The organism is Pseudomonas sp. UBA1879 (assembly GCF_002338065.1).
Taxonomy (GTDB): domain Bacteria; phylum Pseudomonadota; class Gammaproteobacteria; order Pseudomonadales; family Pseudomonadaceae; genus Aquipseudomonas.
The window spans coordinates 38,270-53,226 of the sequence record NZ_DDHJ01000015.1; the positions used below are offsets into that span (position 1 = coordinate 38,270).

Consider the following 14,957-nt stretch of genomic DNA (forward strand, 5'->3'; position numbering starts at 1 on the left):
TCACTCCCACAGGGGCTGTCAGCCCTGATCATTCAAGGAGTTATGTCAGCCCTGATCACTCCAAGGGGTATGTCAGTGCTGCCCATTCCGCGAGACGTGTCAGCGTCGATTTTTACACCTGCCACGCCTTGCTGGCCTCCGTGAGCATTTCCTCGATCAACACGCTGAAGCGTTGACTCAACAGGCTCTGGGGACGATCTTCGGGCAGCAGCAGGTAGGTGGAAAATCTGATTTGCGGCGCGAAAGGCCGGGTTTCGATGCCCATGTGCAGGTATTCGCGCGCGACCATCGGGCTGACGATGCTCACGCCCAAGCCCAATGCCACCAGCGAGCAGACCGTGGCGGCGTAGGGCGTCTCCAGTTTCAGCTTGCGGTGTTCTTTCTCCCCCGCGAACGCGCGGTCTACCCGGGTCCGGGAGCCATCGTTCATTGACAGCGAAATGAATTCCTCGCCATGCAGGTCCTCCGGTTTCACCGCGTCGAGCGCGGCGAGGCGGTGCCCTGTGGGGAACACACAGACCCCGGGCACGTCGCAAATCCTGCGGGTGCGCACGCCTGGCATGTCATCACCGACGTAAGACGCCAGGCCCACGTGACAGAACTGGGACGCTGCCCAATGCGCGACCATCGGCGAGTCGTTGGTGTGTATCGAGATCGCTGCCTCCGGATTCTCCTCCCGAAAACGCTGAATGACCCGCGGCAATAACGTCAGCGACAGCGACGGCACGGCCGCGATACGCAGTTGTCCGGTGCCGCCCTGGCGAATGTTTTGCGCCGATTTCTCCAGACTCTGCAACCCGATGAACGCGCGTTCGACATCGCCGAACAGCGCCGCGCCTTCATCGGTGGGCAGCAAACGGCCGCCGATACGTTCGAACAATTTGAACCCGCTGGCGCGTTCGAGCTGTGCGATCAGGCGGCTGATATTGGGTTGCGAGGTGTGCAGCGACTCGGCGGCGGCGGTCATCGAGCCGCTCAACATGACTGCACGGAACGCTTCGACTTGTTTGAAGTTCATGGCAGGCCATATCAATTCGGTATGAGCCACTACTGTATTGTCATTTGTTGGCATGGGCCAGAGGCTTTATAACGGTATCCGACATCGACTGTTCGCGCAGACGAACGCGATGCCTTGGCGCAATCACGCGCTGCACTTCTCGCTGCATCCTCTGCCCTTGAAATCGTTGCGTGGTGACGTCTTCGCTCGTCGCTGCGCGGGTCAAACACCAGGAGGCAACATGTCGTTTTCGTTGAAATCTTTCGCTCGCACCGTGGCTTTCTCATGGGTCTCCCTGGCGGGTCTGGCGCAGGTCCACGCCGCAGAGTTGCCCCCTGTGCCCGATGAGATCAAAGCCGCCGGGCAATTGCGCGCTGGCGTTCGTTGCGACCAGCCGCCCTATGGTTTCCAGAACAACAACGGCGAATTCGCCGGCGTCGAAGTCGAGATGTCCAAACAGATTGCCCTGTGGGCGCTGGGCTCCAAAGACAAAGTCACCTTCACCTGCGTCACCGCGGAAAACCGTGTGCCGCACCTGTTGGGACGCAAGGTTGATTTCCTCATTGCGACCCTGGGCGTCACCCCCGAGCGTCAGCGTGTGATCGACTTCACCACGCCCTATCGCTGGGGCGCCAGTGACGTAGTGGTGAAGAAAGACAGCCCGATCAAGTCGATCAAAGACCTCAACGGCAAGACCCTTGCGACGCTGAAGGGCTCGGTGCAGGCCAAGTGGTTCGAGGACCACATGCCCGAGGTCAAGACCTTGCGCATGAACAGTGCTGCCGACGCCTTGCAGACCTTTCGCCAAGGCCGCGCCGATGCCTACACCCACGACGCTGCCACCCTGGTGGTGGTCGCGGCGAACGACGGTGACGCCCGGTTGATCAACGAACCGTTCCAGATCTCCGACGCGGCCATTGGCGTGCGCAAAAACGACGAAGCCTTCCGCGATTACCTGAGTGCTGCGGTGGCCAAAATGCACGAGGACAAACTGTTCCGCGGCTGGGTCCTGCAATACGTCCCGGAGAACATCCAGAGCTACTACCTGAGCGTGTTCGAACAGGCCAAGCCTGAAGAAAAACTCTGAACGGACGCGGTCATGGATTTCGATCTCAATTACCTGGTGGCGCAATGGCCAGCCCTGCTCGACGGCGTGTTGATGACGCTGCGGGTGTCGCTGCTGGCCATCGCCTGCTCGCTGGCCATCGGCATCGTCGGCGGCGCGATACGCTCGTTTCGTATCCCACTGCTGTCGCACGTGGTTGTGCTGTACGTCGAACTGATCCGCAACACACCGATTCTGGTGCAGTTGTTTTTCATCTTCTACGGCCTGCCAGCCATCGGTCTGGAGCTGTCGCTGTTCTGGTCCGGCGTGGTCTGCCTGTCGCTCTGGGCAGGCGCCTATCAGGTGGAAAACATGCGCGGCGGGCTGGCCACGGTGGAGCACAAGATGCGCGAAGCAAGCATGGCCCTGAGCCTCAAGCCCCACCAGTACTTTTATCTGGTGGCCTTGCCGATCGCTTTTCGCACCAGTCTGCCAGCCGTGCTCAACACCGCCATTTCGCTGCTGAAGAACTCCTCGTATCTGCAAGCCATCGGTCTGGCTGAGCTGACATTTGTGGCGGTGGACCGCATCGCCACGGATTTCCGCGCGATCGAGATGTTCAGTGCGATTTGCGTGATGTACCTGATCCTGGTGGCGATCCTGTCCTTGCTGACGGGGCGCTTGTCCGCTCACCTGCAACGGCCTTTCCGGCACTGAGGCCCCATGAACTTTCTGATCGAAAACTGGGGCTTCGTGCTCAAGGGCTTGTGGATGACCGTGCGCCTGGCGCTGGTGATCCTGCTGTTCACCACGATCATTTCGACGGTGTTCGGCGTGCTCGCCACGCTGAAGAACCGGGTGTTGTGGTGGACGATTCACGGTTATGTCGAGCTGTTCCGGTCGATTCCGCTGATCGTCAACGTGTTTTTCATCTTCTTCGGCGCGCCGATGTTCGGCCTGGACCTGAGCCCGTTCGCGGCCGTGGTCACCGGGCTGACGTTATGGGGCAGCGCCAATGGCATCGAAATCGTCCGCGGCGGGCTGGAGTCGGTGAACCGCCACCAGTGGAAAAGTGCCTGGACCCTGGGCCTGCGCCCCTGGCAGATCTACCTGCACGTGATCGCGCCGCAGTCGATGAAGGCCATTTTGCCGGCTTACACCGGGTTGCTGACCATGCTGGTGCAGGCCACGTCGCTGGGGGCTTTGGTGGGCGTCAGCGAATTTCTCAAAGTCGGGCAGATCATCGTCGAGCGCTCCACGGTCATGACCGGCGTCAGCCCGGCCTTCGCGGTCTACGGCGCGGTGCTGCTGGTGTACTTCGTCATCTGTTCATTGCTGAGCTGGCTCAGCCGTTATCTCGAACGTCGCCTGGGTCGCCCGGCGATGCGCGCCACTCGTTAAGGGATGTGATCATGCAAGAATCCAAAGTCAGTCGTCGCTTGAAAGAGGCCACCGCCCCCGAGGTCAACGAGTACATCTACCGACCTCGTCTGGAGGGGTTCGCCGATGGCTTCCTCAACCTGGGCAATGTCAACAAGGCGCACATCGTGATGCTCGCCGAGCAGGGCCTGATCCGAAGCGAACACGCGACCGCCCTGGCCAAGGGCGTGCTGGATATGGAGGCAGCCGGTCCGGGCGTGGTCACCCTCGACCCTTCCCGTGAGGACGCCTATTTCAACTACGAAGCGCACCTGATCGAGCAGATCGGCACCGACGTCGGCGGACGCCTGCACACTGGCCGCAGCCGCAATGACATCCTCGCGACCCTCGATCGCCTGCGTTGCCGCGAGGTGCTGATGACACTGATTGACGCGCTGATCCAGACCCGTCAGACGGCGCTGAACAACGCCGAGGTGTTCGCTGAAGTGGTGATGCCCGGCTACACCCACCTGCAACCGGCGCAGCCCATCACCTATGGCTATTATCTGTCGGCGGTGGAGCAGGCCCTGGCGCGGGATTGCCAGCGCCTCACGCAGACGCTCGCCTCGATGAATCAAAGCCCGCTGGGCGCCGCGGCGTTTGCCGGTACACCGTTCGATATCGACCGTGCGCGGACCGCCGAGCTGCTGGGCTTCGACGGCTTTGTAGACAACGCGCTGGATGCCGTGGGCTCGCGGGATTTCATCCTCGAAAGCCTCTCGCACCTGAGCCTGCTGTCGGTGTTCTGGAGCCGGGTGGCGCAGGATTACTTCGTCTGGAGCACCCATGAGTTCAGCTTGATCGACTTCCCCGACAGCGTCGCGGCCACGTCCAGCATCATGCCGCAGAAGAAAAACCCCACCGTACTGGAATACCTCAAGGGTCGCAGCGGCCACATCATCGGGTTGCTGATGGGCGCCAGCGTCACGGTCAAAGGCAGCAATTTCTCACACACCGGCGACGCCAACCGCGAAGGCACGCGCGGGTTCTGGGAGGCAGCGGAAGAGAGCGTGCGCTGTCTGAAGCTGCTGGAACTGGTGCTGCGCACCGCCACGCCGAATGTCGAACTGGCGGTGAAACGCGCCGGGGACGATTTCTCTACCGCCACCGGCCTGGCCGATCTGATCGTGCGCGAGGCCGATCTGTCGTTCCGCGAGGCCCATCACATCGTCGGCGCCGCTGTGCGCAGGGCCATGGACGCCGGGCTGCCTGCCCATCGAATCGACACTGGCATGGTCGACCTCTGTGCGATGGAGCAACTGGGGCATGCCCTGAATCTGCCCGCAGACAAGGTGCGCGAGTGCCTGGATCCCACCGCTAACGTGCAGTCCCGCGATTCCGCGGGCGGGCCGGCGCTGTCCTCATTACGCCCGAGCCTGGCCCGCGCCAATGCGCGGCTGCAGCAGGAGCGCCAAGCCAATCAGGCCCGGCGCGATCGCCTTTCGGCGGCTCAGGAACACCTTCAGGCGGCCACCCGCGCGCAGGCCGGCCTATGAACAGCATGCTGACAGTTCGTGGACTGCATAAACATTTTGGATCGGTGGAAGTGGTCAAGGGTGTCGACCTCGACGTTGCCCAAGGGGAGGTGGTGGTGATCATCGGTCCCAGTGGGTCGGGCAAATCGACCTTCATCCGCTGCCTCAACAGCCTGGAAGCACCCTCGGCGGGCAGCGTGGTGGTGGGCGGTGGCGAGTCGGTGAAGGCCGACGATCGCAAGGCCATGGCGCGATTGCGTGAAGACATCGGCATGGTGTTTCAGGACTACACCTTGTTCCCGCAAATGACGGTGATGGCCAACATGATCCTGGCGCCGGTGAAGGTCAAAGGCGTCAGCAAAGCCGATGCCCAGGCCAATGCACTGGCGCTGCTGGACCGCGTGGGCCTCAAGCACAAGGCCGACGGCTACCCCAGCGAGCTCTCTGGCGGCCAGCAGCAGCGCGTGGCGATTGTGCGTGCGCTGGCGATGAAACCGCGCTTGTTGCTGTTCGATGAGCCGACGTCGGCGCTCGACCCTGAAACCGTGGGTGAAGTGTTGAGTGTGATGAAGGGCCTGGCGGCAGAGGGCATGACCATGATCGTCGTCACCCATGAAATGGGTTTCGCTCGGGAAGTGGCAGACCGGGTGGTGTTCTTCGACGGCGGCAAGATCGTCGAGATGGGCCCTCCCGCGCAGATCTTTTCAGCGCCGGAACACCCCCGGACCCGGCAGTTTTTGCAAAGCGTGTTGCACTGATTCAGGCAGCGGCGGTTTCCCCGGGTGCAGCCTGGTCAGGGTGCGCCTCACGCCAGGCGTCGAGCCCGCCGACCAAAGCCTTGCCTCGGGTCAGCCCCGCTGCGCGCAGTTTTTCCGCCAGCAAGGCCGCCGACAGCTCATTGGGGCAGGCGCAATAAAGCACCATGTCGACGTCGCCCAGTTGCTCGACCCACGGCGCGAGCGGTTCTTCGAGGCTGATCGACAGCGCGCCCGGAATGCCTTCGACCACTGCTGTGTGAAAAGTCGGGCGAACGTCGATGATCACCGGCGCGTTGTCGGTATCGCGTAGGGCCAGTAGCTGGGGCACGGTGATGCGCGGCACGTGCGAGGTGCGCTTGATCAGGCGACGGCGCTTCCAGTATTTCCAGCCGATGAACAGCGCGAGCGCCAGCACCACGGCGCCGACCGCCAACGGCAGATAACCGGTCAGCCACCCCAGCAACGGGATGATGGCGTCGGTGAACAGCATCCCCAGCAACAGCGCCGACCCTGCCCAAATGAACGACCCTGCCAGCGAATAACGCATGAACAGCGCAAACGGCGTGGCGTTCATGCCGGCGACCGTCGTCACCAGCGCGCCCGCGCCGGGCAGGAACTTGGACAGCAGCATCGCCCGCGGACCGACCCGGTCATAGACGTTCAGGCCCTGACGGATGCAGGTGTCTTGAGACAGGGAAATCTTGCAGATGGATTTGAGCAGCACGCCACCATAACGCTTGCCTGCGAAGTACCACAGGGTATCGGCGATCAGACACGCCAGCATCGCCAGCAGCACCCCGGCCCCCAGCAACGGCTTGCTTTGCATGGCCAGCGCGCCGGTGACAATCAGGGTGGGGTAGGCGGGGACGGGGAGGCCGATCTGCTCCAGCAAGACGTTAACGAACACCAGCAGCAGGCCGTGGCTTTCATTCAATTGCTGGAGTTCGTTCATAGGTGGCTCGGGTCGGCGAGCGCGCAACGGCAGCGCTCGAAAAAAAGGGCGTCAGTAACGTGGCCTGAACGCCCCTGTCTGTCAACGCTGAATGCACGGCGTGCGCTGCCGTTCGCCGGATGTCACTGCGTTGTTTTGAGCAGCACCGGCTGTTCGCTGTAACGGTCGGCGAACAGTTGCTTGAGCTGCCCGGCCTTGGGCAAATCGTTGATGACGATGTACGGGTAGGTCGGGTGGGTGGTGAGGAAGTTCTGGTGATAATCCTCCGCCGGGTAGAAGCCGTTGTAGGTTTCGATTTTCGTCACGATCGGCGCGTTGAAGGATTTCGCGGCGTCCAGTTGCGCGATATAAGCCTGGGCAACGGCTTGCTGTTCGGGGGTTTCCGCAAAGATCGCCGAGCGGTACTGGGTGCCATGGTCCGGGCCCTGGCGGTTGAGTTCAGTGGGGTTGTGGGCCACCGAGAAGAAAATCTGCAACAGGGTGCCGTAGCTGACCTGCGCCGGGTCGAAGGTGACTTCCACCGACTCGGCATGTCCGGTGTCGCCTTCGCTCACCCGTTCATACTGCGCGGTATCGGCCTTGCCGCCGGCATAGCCGGACACGACCTTTTTCACCCCTTGCACGTGTTGGAACACGCCTTGAACGCCCCAGAAGCAGCCCCCCGCAAACACGGCGGTTTCGGTGCCAGCGGTTTTCACGGCTTCATCTTTTAGGGGCGGTGCGAGGCTGACGGCGTCTTCGGCCGCGAGCGAACAGGCCGCGGTTTGCAGCAGGGCGGCGCCGAGCAAGAGGCGCAGGCCCATGCGGCGCCCTTGAGGCAGCGCGGCGCGGAAGGTAGGAACGTTGAATCTTTTCATGTCTGACACTCCTGAAACGGGGTGGAATCAACCGAAGGTGAAGGCGTAGGCGGACACGCCCGGGTCGTTGAATTCGATGCTGAAGGTGTGGTCAGTCACGTCACCGGACTGCCGCACCAATTGGTAAAGGCGCTGTTCGGTCACGGTGCCGCTGCCGTCGGGCGCGACGTCGGTGCCGTGGGCATCGCCCGGCGCCTGGCCGTCGATGGACACTTTGAACCTCACCGGTTGGCCGTCGCTGCCGGGACCCAGCACCAGGTGCAGGTCCCGGGCGTGGAAGCGGTAGACGATCTTGCCTTGAGGTGCCTTCAAACTGGCCTGCTCGGAACCGATGTTCCACAGACCGTCCAGACCCCAGGTGTTGAGCGACAGGTGTTGCGGCGTGCTGTAGTCAGTCACCTGATTGCTCTTGGCGCCACCCGGCGAAGCGAAATGTTCGGCGCGTTCGAAGCCCAGGTAGGTTTCAGGGGATTTGACGTCGCTCATGTTTGCTGCCTGTTGCACGCCATTGCCGCTGGCGTCGATCAGGTCGGTGGTGATCTGGCTGTTGCCTGCTTCGCGTAACAGTTCCTGGATGACCCGCTCGGATTCGTCGTAGGCGCCCTCGCCGAAGTGGTGATAGCGAATCCGACCCTCGGCATCGGCGAAGTAGTGGGCGGGCCAGTACTGATTGTCGAAGGCGCGCCAGATCTTGTAGTCGTTGTCGATCGCCACCGGGTAGTGGATGCCCAGGTCTTTCATGGCCTTGGTGACATTGTTCACGTCGCGCTCGAAGGCGAATTCCGGGGCATGCACGCCGATCACCACCAGGCCCTGATCGCGGTATTTGTCGGCCCAGGCTTTGACGTAGGGCAGGGTGCGCAGACAGTTGATGCAGGAGTAGGTCCAGAAATCCACCAACACCACTTTGCCTTTCAGCTGTTCGGCGGTCAGTGGGGCGGAGTTCAGCCATTGCACCGCTCCGGCGAGGGACGGCAACTGGCCTTCGACCGGCAGGCTCGACGTGCTGTTTTTCGCGGACATCATCATCGCACCGGAGGCTTGCATGCTGGCGCCTGCTTCATCTTTACCAGGGATGTTCTGCGCCATCATCGCGCCGCCCCGCATGACGTTGCTGTCTGTGCCTTTGCTCGTGAACTGGCCCACCAGCGATTGCTCCAGGCTGCCGGTGGACGCGGTCGACACGCGGGCAAGGATCCCGGTGTCCAGGCCCAGTGCAATCGCCGCGACCCCCGCCAGCATCGCGGCGCCCAGCCCCCGACGAATCCACTCACCTGCCCCCAGCGAGCGTTTCATCGCGCTGAACACCTTGCCGCCCAGCAACAGCGCCAATGCCAGCGACGTCGCCGCGCCTGCGGCGTAGGCCAAGAGCAGCAAGGTGGTGCCGACGCTCGCGCCTTGCAATGCGGCGCCGGTCAGCACCAGACCGAGGATCGGGCCGGCGCAAGGGGCCCACAGCAGGCCCGTCGCCACGCCAATCATGAACGACGCCCAGGGGCTGGGCTTGGCATCGATGCCTGCGTTTTCCGACAGGCGACTGCCGGCGGCCACCAGCGGGCGGGTCAGCCGCTCGGCCAATTTCGGCAGCAACAAGGTGAGGCCGAACAGCGCGACGAAGATCAGCGCCAGGCCACGGCCATATTGGTTGAGCTGCACCACCCAGCCGCCGCCGACTGCCGCCAGGGTGGCGACCAAAGCGAAGGTCATGGCCATGCCCACCAGCAACGGCAGGCCGCTGCGCACGAACGGTTGGCCGGTACGGGCGAAGACGAAGGGCAGCACCGGCAGGATGCACGGGCTGACGATGGTTAGGACGCCGCCGAGGTAGGCGAGGATGATCAGGAGCATGGGAGTGGGTCCGTTCAAATTGATCCAGAATTGGATGGGTGACCTGTAGGAGCGTGGCTTGTCCCGCGATCGGCTGCGCAGCAGTCGTTAATCCACATGTATGCGTTTTCTCAGGCCAATCGCGTGCGCAGATTTTGCGTCGGGTTCCCCGCCGATCGCGGGACAAGCCACGCTCCTACACGGTTCAGGCCTGTTCAGCGAAGCTCATCGCCAAGCCGTTCATGCAATAGCGCAAGCCGGTGGGTTTCGGCCCGTCGGTGAACACATGTCCCAGATGCCCGCCGCAGCGGCGGCAATGGACTTCCTTGCGCAGCACGCCGAACGAGGTGTCGGTGCGGATGGCCGTGGCGTTGTCCAGTGGCAACCAGAAGCTCGGCCAGCCGGTGTGGCTGTCGAATTTGGTGGTCGACGAAAACAGCGGCAATTGGCACCCGGCGCAGGCGAACGTGCCGCTGCGGTGTTCGTCATTCAGCGGGCTGCTGTAGGGACGTTCGGTGGCTTCGCGGCGCAACACCTGAAACTGGTCGTCGCTGAGCCGCGCGTGCCATTCGGCATCGCTGTGGCTGACTTCGAAGGTGCCGACGGGCGAGTCCGGGGGCACGATGGTCTCGCCGTCGGCGAATTTCGGCAGTATGCCGAGGGCAATGGCTGCGACACCTGCGCTGCTGCTCAACACCATGAACTGTCTTCTGGAAAGCATGAGAGGTCTCCTGGGTACGGCCTGCGCCAGGCAGGCTCGTAATGCGATGGCGTCACAGTAGGCCCGCGCTGTTCCCGGAATCCTCACCGAGAGTTAAACAATTCGTGATAACTGCCCCGCTGCGAAATCGGCACAATGGCGGCATCGCGCATTCAGCACTGGCAAGGTTTGCTTTCCATGGATCAGCCCAAACGCATTCTGGTGGTCGAGGACGATAGCCATATCGCCGACCTGATTGGCCTGCACCTGCGGGACGAACATTTTGAGGTGGTGCACAGCGCCGACGGCGAAAAAGGCCTGCGCTTGTTGGAGCAGGGCGGCTGGGACGCGCTGATCCTCGACCTGATGCTGCCCGGCGTCGATGGTCTGGAAATCTGTCGTCGTGCCCGGGCCATGACCCGCTACACGCCGATCATCATCACCAGCGCCCGCTCCAGCGAGATGCACCGGATCCTCGGCCTTGAGCTGGGGGCGGACGATTATCTGGCCAAGCCGTTCTCGATGATGGAACTGGTGGCGCGGATCAAGGCGCTGCTGCGACGGGTCGATGCCATGGCGCGCAACCTGAAAATGGACAGCGGCAGCCTGCTCAGCGCAGGGCTGTTCATCGATCCCCTGACCCGTGAGGCGTCGCTGGAAGGCCGTGTGCTCGACCTGACGCCGCGAGAATTCGATCTGCTGTATTTCTTTGTGCGCCAGCCGGGCAAGGTGTTCTCGCGTCTGGACCTGTTGAATTCGGTCTGGGGCTACAACCACGAAGGCTATGAACACACCGTCAACACCCACATCAACCGGCTGCGCGCCAAGATCGAGGCCGACCCGGCGCAGCCGTTGCGCATTCTGACGGTGTGGGGACGGGGCTATAAGTTTGCCGATCCGAGGGAGGCCTCATGAGCATGACCTTGACCCAGCGGCTGTCGCTGGTCTTCGCGCTGCTGCTGTTGATCTGCTGCGGCACGTCGGTGCTGCTGCAGGTGCGCTCCAATAAAATGCACGAGCTGGAGGTGGTGCAGGGCCTGTCCCGGGACCTGGCGCAGCACATCGCCCGCGACACCCAGTTGATGGACGCCAATGGCCTGAAACCCGACGCGGTGCGCGAGCTGTTCAGTCAGTTGATGCTGGTCAACCCCAGTGTCGAGGTGTACCTGCTCGACGGCAACGGCAAGATCGTCGGCGATGCCGCGCCCAAGGATCATGTGTTGCGTGATCGAGTCGATCTGGAGCCGGTACGCAAGCTGCTGGCCGGGGAGCCGCTGCCGATTCTCGGCGACGACCCGCGCAGCCTGAACGCACGCAAAGTGTTCAGTGCCGCGCCGTTGATGGTCATGGGCAAACCGGCGGGCTTTCTGTACGTGGTGCTGTTGGGCGAGGCCCACGACCGTTTTGCCGAGCGTGGTGCCACCAGTGAGGCGCTGAGCACGGCGTTGTGGTCGATTGGCCTGATTGCTTTGCTGTGCCTGTTGGCGGGTCTGACAGCGTTCGGCTGGATCACCCGTCCGCTGCGGCGTCTGACCGATGCGGTGAGCCATTTCGATATCAATGCCGCGCCGGTGCCTTTGCCAGCGTCTGCTGCCGAGTCGGCACGCCAGGGCCATGACGAAATCGCCGTGCTCGACGCCACGTTCAAGCAGATGCAAAACCGCCTGAGCGAGCAATGGCAGACTCTCACCCGCCAAAGTCAGGATCGCCGTGAGCTGGTGGCGAATATTTCCCATGACCTGCGCACGCCACTGGCTTCTCTGCATGGCTATCTGGAGGTGCTGTCGGTCAAGGACGCCAGCCTGACGCCTGAAGAGCGGCGGCGTTATCTGGGCATCGCGCTGGACCAGAGCCGCAAGGTCGGCGGGTTGGCGCAGTCGTTGCTGGAACTGGTGCGACTGGAGCATGGTTTCGTGGTGCCGGTGGTGGAGCGTTTCTCTCTGACGGATCTGGTGCAGGACATTTTCCAGAAGTTCGAGTTGGGCGCCGAAGCCAAGGCTGTCACCTTGACCCCGCACTTCGCGCCGACGGTGCCGGGGGTGCATGCGGATTTAGGGCTGATCGAGCGGGTGATGACCAACCTGCTGGACAACGCCCTGCGCCACACTCCCCAGGGTGGCGAGATCAAGGTGGCGTTATTGCCGAAGGGGCAATTTGTCGAAGTGACCGTCAGTGACAGCGGACCGGGGATTGCCGCGCAATTGCGCGAAGGACTGTTTCTGCGCCCCTTCAACATCGGCGGCGCGCGGCGGGATGGCGGGTTGGGCTTGCGCATCGTGCACCAGATCCTGCAGCTGCATGGTCATCGGATCGAGTTGATCGATGTGCCTGGGCAAGGTGCGACCTTCCAGTTCGCGTTGCCGGTGGATCAGGAAGCGGCGGAGCGGGTGTTGCCGAGGGAGTGATCGGCTTTGCGGTCCACACCGATCCTCCAGGGAAGCGAATCCATTCTGGGCGGCATTCCGACGAGAGGCCGGTACAGCCAACACCCCTGCATCAGCCGAACCAGTTTTCGCGAATGAATTCGCTGCCAACGGGAAAAATGTACGGTGTGTCGAGGTGGCCCACACGAATTCCCTTGTGGGAGCCGGCTTGCTGGCGAAGGCAGTGTGTCAGCCACTTCATCGGTGACTGACACGCCACCTTCGCCAGCAAGCCGGCTTCCACAAGGTGACGCGTCGCATCTGGCGAGTCTGATCGCCTCACGGCAACAACAATCCATGCTCCATCGCGTATTTCACCAGCCCGGCCGGTTTGTCCACCTTCAACTTGCGGCGGATGCTCAGGCGGTGGGTTTCGACAGTTCTGACGCTGATTGCCAGATCCCGGGCGAGGGTCTTGTTGTCGAGCCCTTTGGCCAGCCCCACCAGCACCTGCACTTCACGGGGCGTCAGCTCGTTTTCGTCGGTCTTCTTCGACACCAGCTTGAGTGTCACCTCGGCGCTGTAAAAGGTGCCGCCCGTGGCGATCGCTTCGATGGCCGCGACGATCTCCCGTGAAGGCGCGTTCTTCAGCACGTAGCCGCTGGCCCCGGCGCGGATCGAGGTGGCGACGTATTCCTGATTGTCATACATGCTCAGGATCAGAATCTTGATGGCCGGGCAGCGCTGGCGGATCAGCTGAGTGAGTTCCAGGCCGTTCATGTCCTGCAGGCCGATATCTACCAGCAGAATGTCCGGCCTGACTTCCTCGCACATCTTCAGCCCCTGCGCGGCATTTTCGGCTTCCCCTACCACCTCGAACAGCGGCCGCGCCGAGAGCAGGGCGCGCACACCGTCGCGGACCAGCGAATGGTCGTCGACCAGGGCAATACGGATGGTCTGGCTGGCACTCATGATCGATTGAGGTTTCCTGTATGAAGGTCAGGCGACGATGTTGACGGGCACGGTCACGGTCAATTCGCTGTGGCCGGGCACCGAGTAAAGGTTGAGCTGGCCGTGGAAGTGCTCGACTCGCTCGCGAATATTACGCAAACCGATGCCGCCCTGTATCTCCTGTAGCCGCTCGACGTCGACCCGAAATCCCACACCGTCGTCGCGCACGGTGAGCTGAACCTGCTGTTTCGAGCTGCGTAAATCGATGTAGACGTTCTGCGCGTGGGCATGACGTTCGATATTGGTCAGCGCTTCCTGCAGGATCCGGAACAGCGCCACGGGGGCGCCTTCGGCCAGCTTCAGATGGCTGAGGTTATGGGTGTAGTGGATGGTCAGGCCGGTCTGCTGCTCGAACTCGGCCACCAGTTGTGTGACGGCCGCGGCCAGCCCCAGTGTATCGAGCAGGGAAGGGCGCAGGTCATGGGAGATGATGCGGATTTCGCCAATGGCGTCGCCGAGCCGTTCGGTGCCCAGACGCAACGTCTCCAGCCCGCGCCGGTCATTGCCTTCCAATTGCAGGCCGGCGAGTTCGAACTGGAATTTGATCGACACCAGCACTTGGCTGATGCCGTCGTGCAGCTCACGGGACAGCCGCGAACGCTCTTCCTCCTGCAAATTCATGATGCGCTGATTGAGCATTTGCAGCTTGCGGTCGGCCAGGCGGTGTTCGCTGGCGTTGAGAGTCACGCCGCAGACGAACACCAGCAGCACCGCAATCAGCGCCACGCCGCCAATGTCGAGCATAGTGGCGTAGATGCCCCGCGCGACTTCCTGACGGGCCTGTTGCGTGGCCCGCTCGACGTCTTCCAGGTAAATTCCGGTGCCGAGCATCCAGCCCCAGCGCTCGAGCATGACCACGTGGGCGAGTTTGTCGGTGACCTGTCCGGTGGAGGGTTTTTCCCAGGCGTAGTGCTGGAAACCGTCGCCGGACTCAGCGCTTTGCAGCAGCGCGCGGATGACCAGCAGCCCTTGCGGGTCGGTCATGTTCCACAGGTCCTTGCCCACCAGCGCCGCCTGCCGCGGGTGCATCAGGTTGCGGCCGCTCTGGTCGTAGACGAAGAAATAACCGTCGATGCCGAAGCTGAGTTTGGACAGCTCTTCCAGGACCTGCTGCTTGGTCCGGTCATCATTGCGACCGCTGTCATAGATCGGCGCCAGGGCGCTCATGGCCATCTCGACGTAGTTTTTCAGCTCGGCACGTTTGCTGGCCAGAATGCTGTCCTCAATCAGCTGCGCCTGCTGCTCGCCAAGGCGCTGGTTCTGCACGATAACCAGAGCGCAAATCACGCACACGGCGAGGATCAGCGGCAAAATGCCCAGGGCGACAATCTTGTGTTTGAGTTGCATGGCGTGGGGCGTCCGGCGGGAGCGGGTGTTGTTGTGGGCGTATTACAGCATGAACATCCGGGGCGACTGGAACATCTTTTCGCGAATGAATTCGCTCCCACAGGAGAAAGGCGTGGCCGCATCAACCGAGGCGTACACGGTTCAAACTGTGGGAGCCGGCTTGCTGGCGAAGGCGGCGTGTCAGTCGCCTGATGAGGTACAGGCAG

General features: G+C 62.5%; 14 protein-coding genes. 7 read left to right on the forward strand and 7 right to left on the reverse strand.

All coding sequences use genetic code 11. The features are described from left to right. Nucleotides 1-112 precede the first annotated feature (112 nt). Entirely contained in the window at nt 113-1,018 is a 906-nt protein-coding gene (locus tag B3N48_RS15320) for a LysR substrate-binding domain-containing protein (protein ID WP_296185104.1), read from the reverse strand. A gap of 220 nt (nt 1,019-1,238) precedes the next feature. Here B3N48_RS15320 and B3N48_RS15325 point away from each other — a divergent pair, with 220 nt between their 5' ends. From B3N48_RS15325 to B3N48_RS15345, 5 genes are read left to right on the forward strand one after another with little or no spacing between them, the layout of a single operon-like run. Next, nucleotides 1,239-2,084, forward strand: coding sequence for a transporter substrate-binding domain-containing protein (locus B3N48_RS15325; protein ID WP_296185105.1), 846 nt, complete (start codon nt 1,239-1,241; stop codon nt 2,082-2,084). A 12-nt stretch (nt 2,085-2,096) separates the two neighbouring features. Further along, a complete protein-coding gene (locus B3N48_RS15330) occupies nt 2,097-2,759 on the forward strand; it encodes an amino acid ABC transporter permease (RefSeq protein ID WP_296185106.1) in 663 nt (220 codons plus the stop codon). 6 nt (nt 2,760-2,765) lie between these two features. Beyond that, nucleotides 2,766-3,443 carry an amino acid ABC transporter permease gene (locus B3N48_RS15335; RefSeq protein WP_296185107.1) on the forward strand — a complete coding sequence of 226 codons (678 nt, stop codon included), beginning with the start codon at nt 2,766-2,768 and terminating at the stop codon, nt 3,441-3,443. Between the two features lie 11 nt (nt 3,444-3,454). Next, nucleotides 3,455-4,957 carry an argininosuccinate lyase gene (argH, locus tag B3N48_RS15340; protein WP_296185108.1) on the forward strand — a complete coding sequence of 501 codons (1,503 nt, stop codon included), beginning with the start codon at nt 3,455-3,457 and terminating at the stop codon, nt 4,955-4,957. Next, nucleotides 4,954-5,694 carry an amino acid ABC transporter ATP-binding protein gene (locus tag B3N48_RS15345; RefSeq protein ID WP_296185109.1) on the forward strand — a complete coding sequence of 247 codons (741 nt, stop codon included), beginning with the start codon at nt 4,954-4,956 and terminating at the stop codon, nt 5,692-5,694. The genes argH and B3N48_RS15345 overlap by 4 nt, the downstream gene beginning before the upstream one ends. Nucleotide 5,695: 1 nt before the next feature. Here the strand turns inward: B3N48_RS15345 and B3N48_RS15350 are convergent, their stop codons facing one another. The 4 genes from B3N48_RS15350 to msrB all read right to left on the reverse strand — a co-directional run bounded on the left by B3N48_RS15350 (nt 5,696) and on the right by msrB (nt 10,051). Continuing rightward, nucleotides 5,696-6,646: a VTT domain-containing protein gene (locus B3N48_RS15350; RefSeq protein ID WP_296185111.1), complete on the reverse strand. Its 951-nt coding sequence runs from the start codon at nt 6,644-6,646 to the stop codon at nt 5,696-5,698. Nucleotides 6,647-6,768: 122 nt separating this feature from the next. Next, nucleotides 6,769-7,503 (reverse strand): peptide-methionine (S)-S-oxide reductase MsrA, encoded by a 735-nt coding sequence (msrA, locus tag B3N48_RS15355; RefSeq protein ID WP_414704246.1) that lies wholly within the window; start codon nt 7,501-7,503, stop codon nt 6,769-6,771. Between the two features lie 27 nt (nt 7,504-7,530). Continuing rightward, nucleotides 7,531-9,351: a cytochrome c biogenesis protein DipZ gene (locus B3N48_RS15360; protein ID WP_296185113.1), complete on the reverse strand. Its 1,821-nt coding sequence runs from the start codon at nt 9,349-9,351 to the stop codon at nt 7,531-7,533. A 184-nt stretch (nt 9,352-9,535) separates the two neighbouring features. Then, complete coding sequence (gene msrB, locus B3N48_RS15365) at nt 9,536-10,051, reverse strand: peptide-methionine (R)-S-oxide reductase MsrB (protein ID WP_296185115.1); 516 nt, start codon at nt 10,049-10,051, stop codon at nt 9,536-9,538. Nucleotides 10,052-10,228: 177 nt separating this feature from the next. Between msrB and B3N48_RS15370 the strand changes: the two genes are divergently transcribed. After that, nucleotides 10,229-10,945, forward strand: a complete 717-nt coding sequence (locus B3N48_RS15370) for a response regulator transcription factor (protein WP_296185117.1) — start codon at nt 10,229-10,231, stop codon at nt 10,943-10,945. Then, on the forward strand, nt 10,942-12,435 hold the full coding sequence (locus B3N48_RS15375) for a sensor histidine kinase (protein ID WP_296185118.1): 1,494 nt from the start codon (nt 10,942-10,944) through the stop codon (nt 12,433-12,435). Before B3N48_RS15370 ends, B3N48_RS15375 begins: the two co-directional genes overlap by 4 nt. 297 nt (nt 12,436-12,732) lie before the next feature. Here the strand turns inward: B3N48_RS15375 and B3N48_RS15380 are convergent, their stop codons facing one another. Together B3N48_RS15380 and B3N48_RS15385 are read right to left on the reverse strand one after the other, a co-directional pair. Beyond that, a complete protein-coding gene (locus B3N48_RS15380) occupies nt 12,733-13,365 on the reverse strand; it encodes a response regulator (RefSeq protein WP_296185119.1) in 633 nt (210 codons plus the stop codon). A 27-nt stretch (nt 13,366-13,392) separates the two neighbouring features. Continuing rightward, complete coding sequence (locus B3N48_RS15385) at nt 13,393-14,751, reverse strand: cache domain-containing protein (RefSeq protein WP_296185120.1); 1,359 nt, start codon at nt 14,749-14,751, stop codon at nt 13,393-13,395. Between the last annotated feature and the right edge of the window lie 206 nt (nt 14,752-14,957).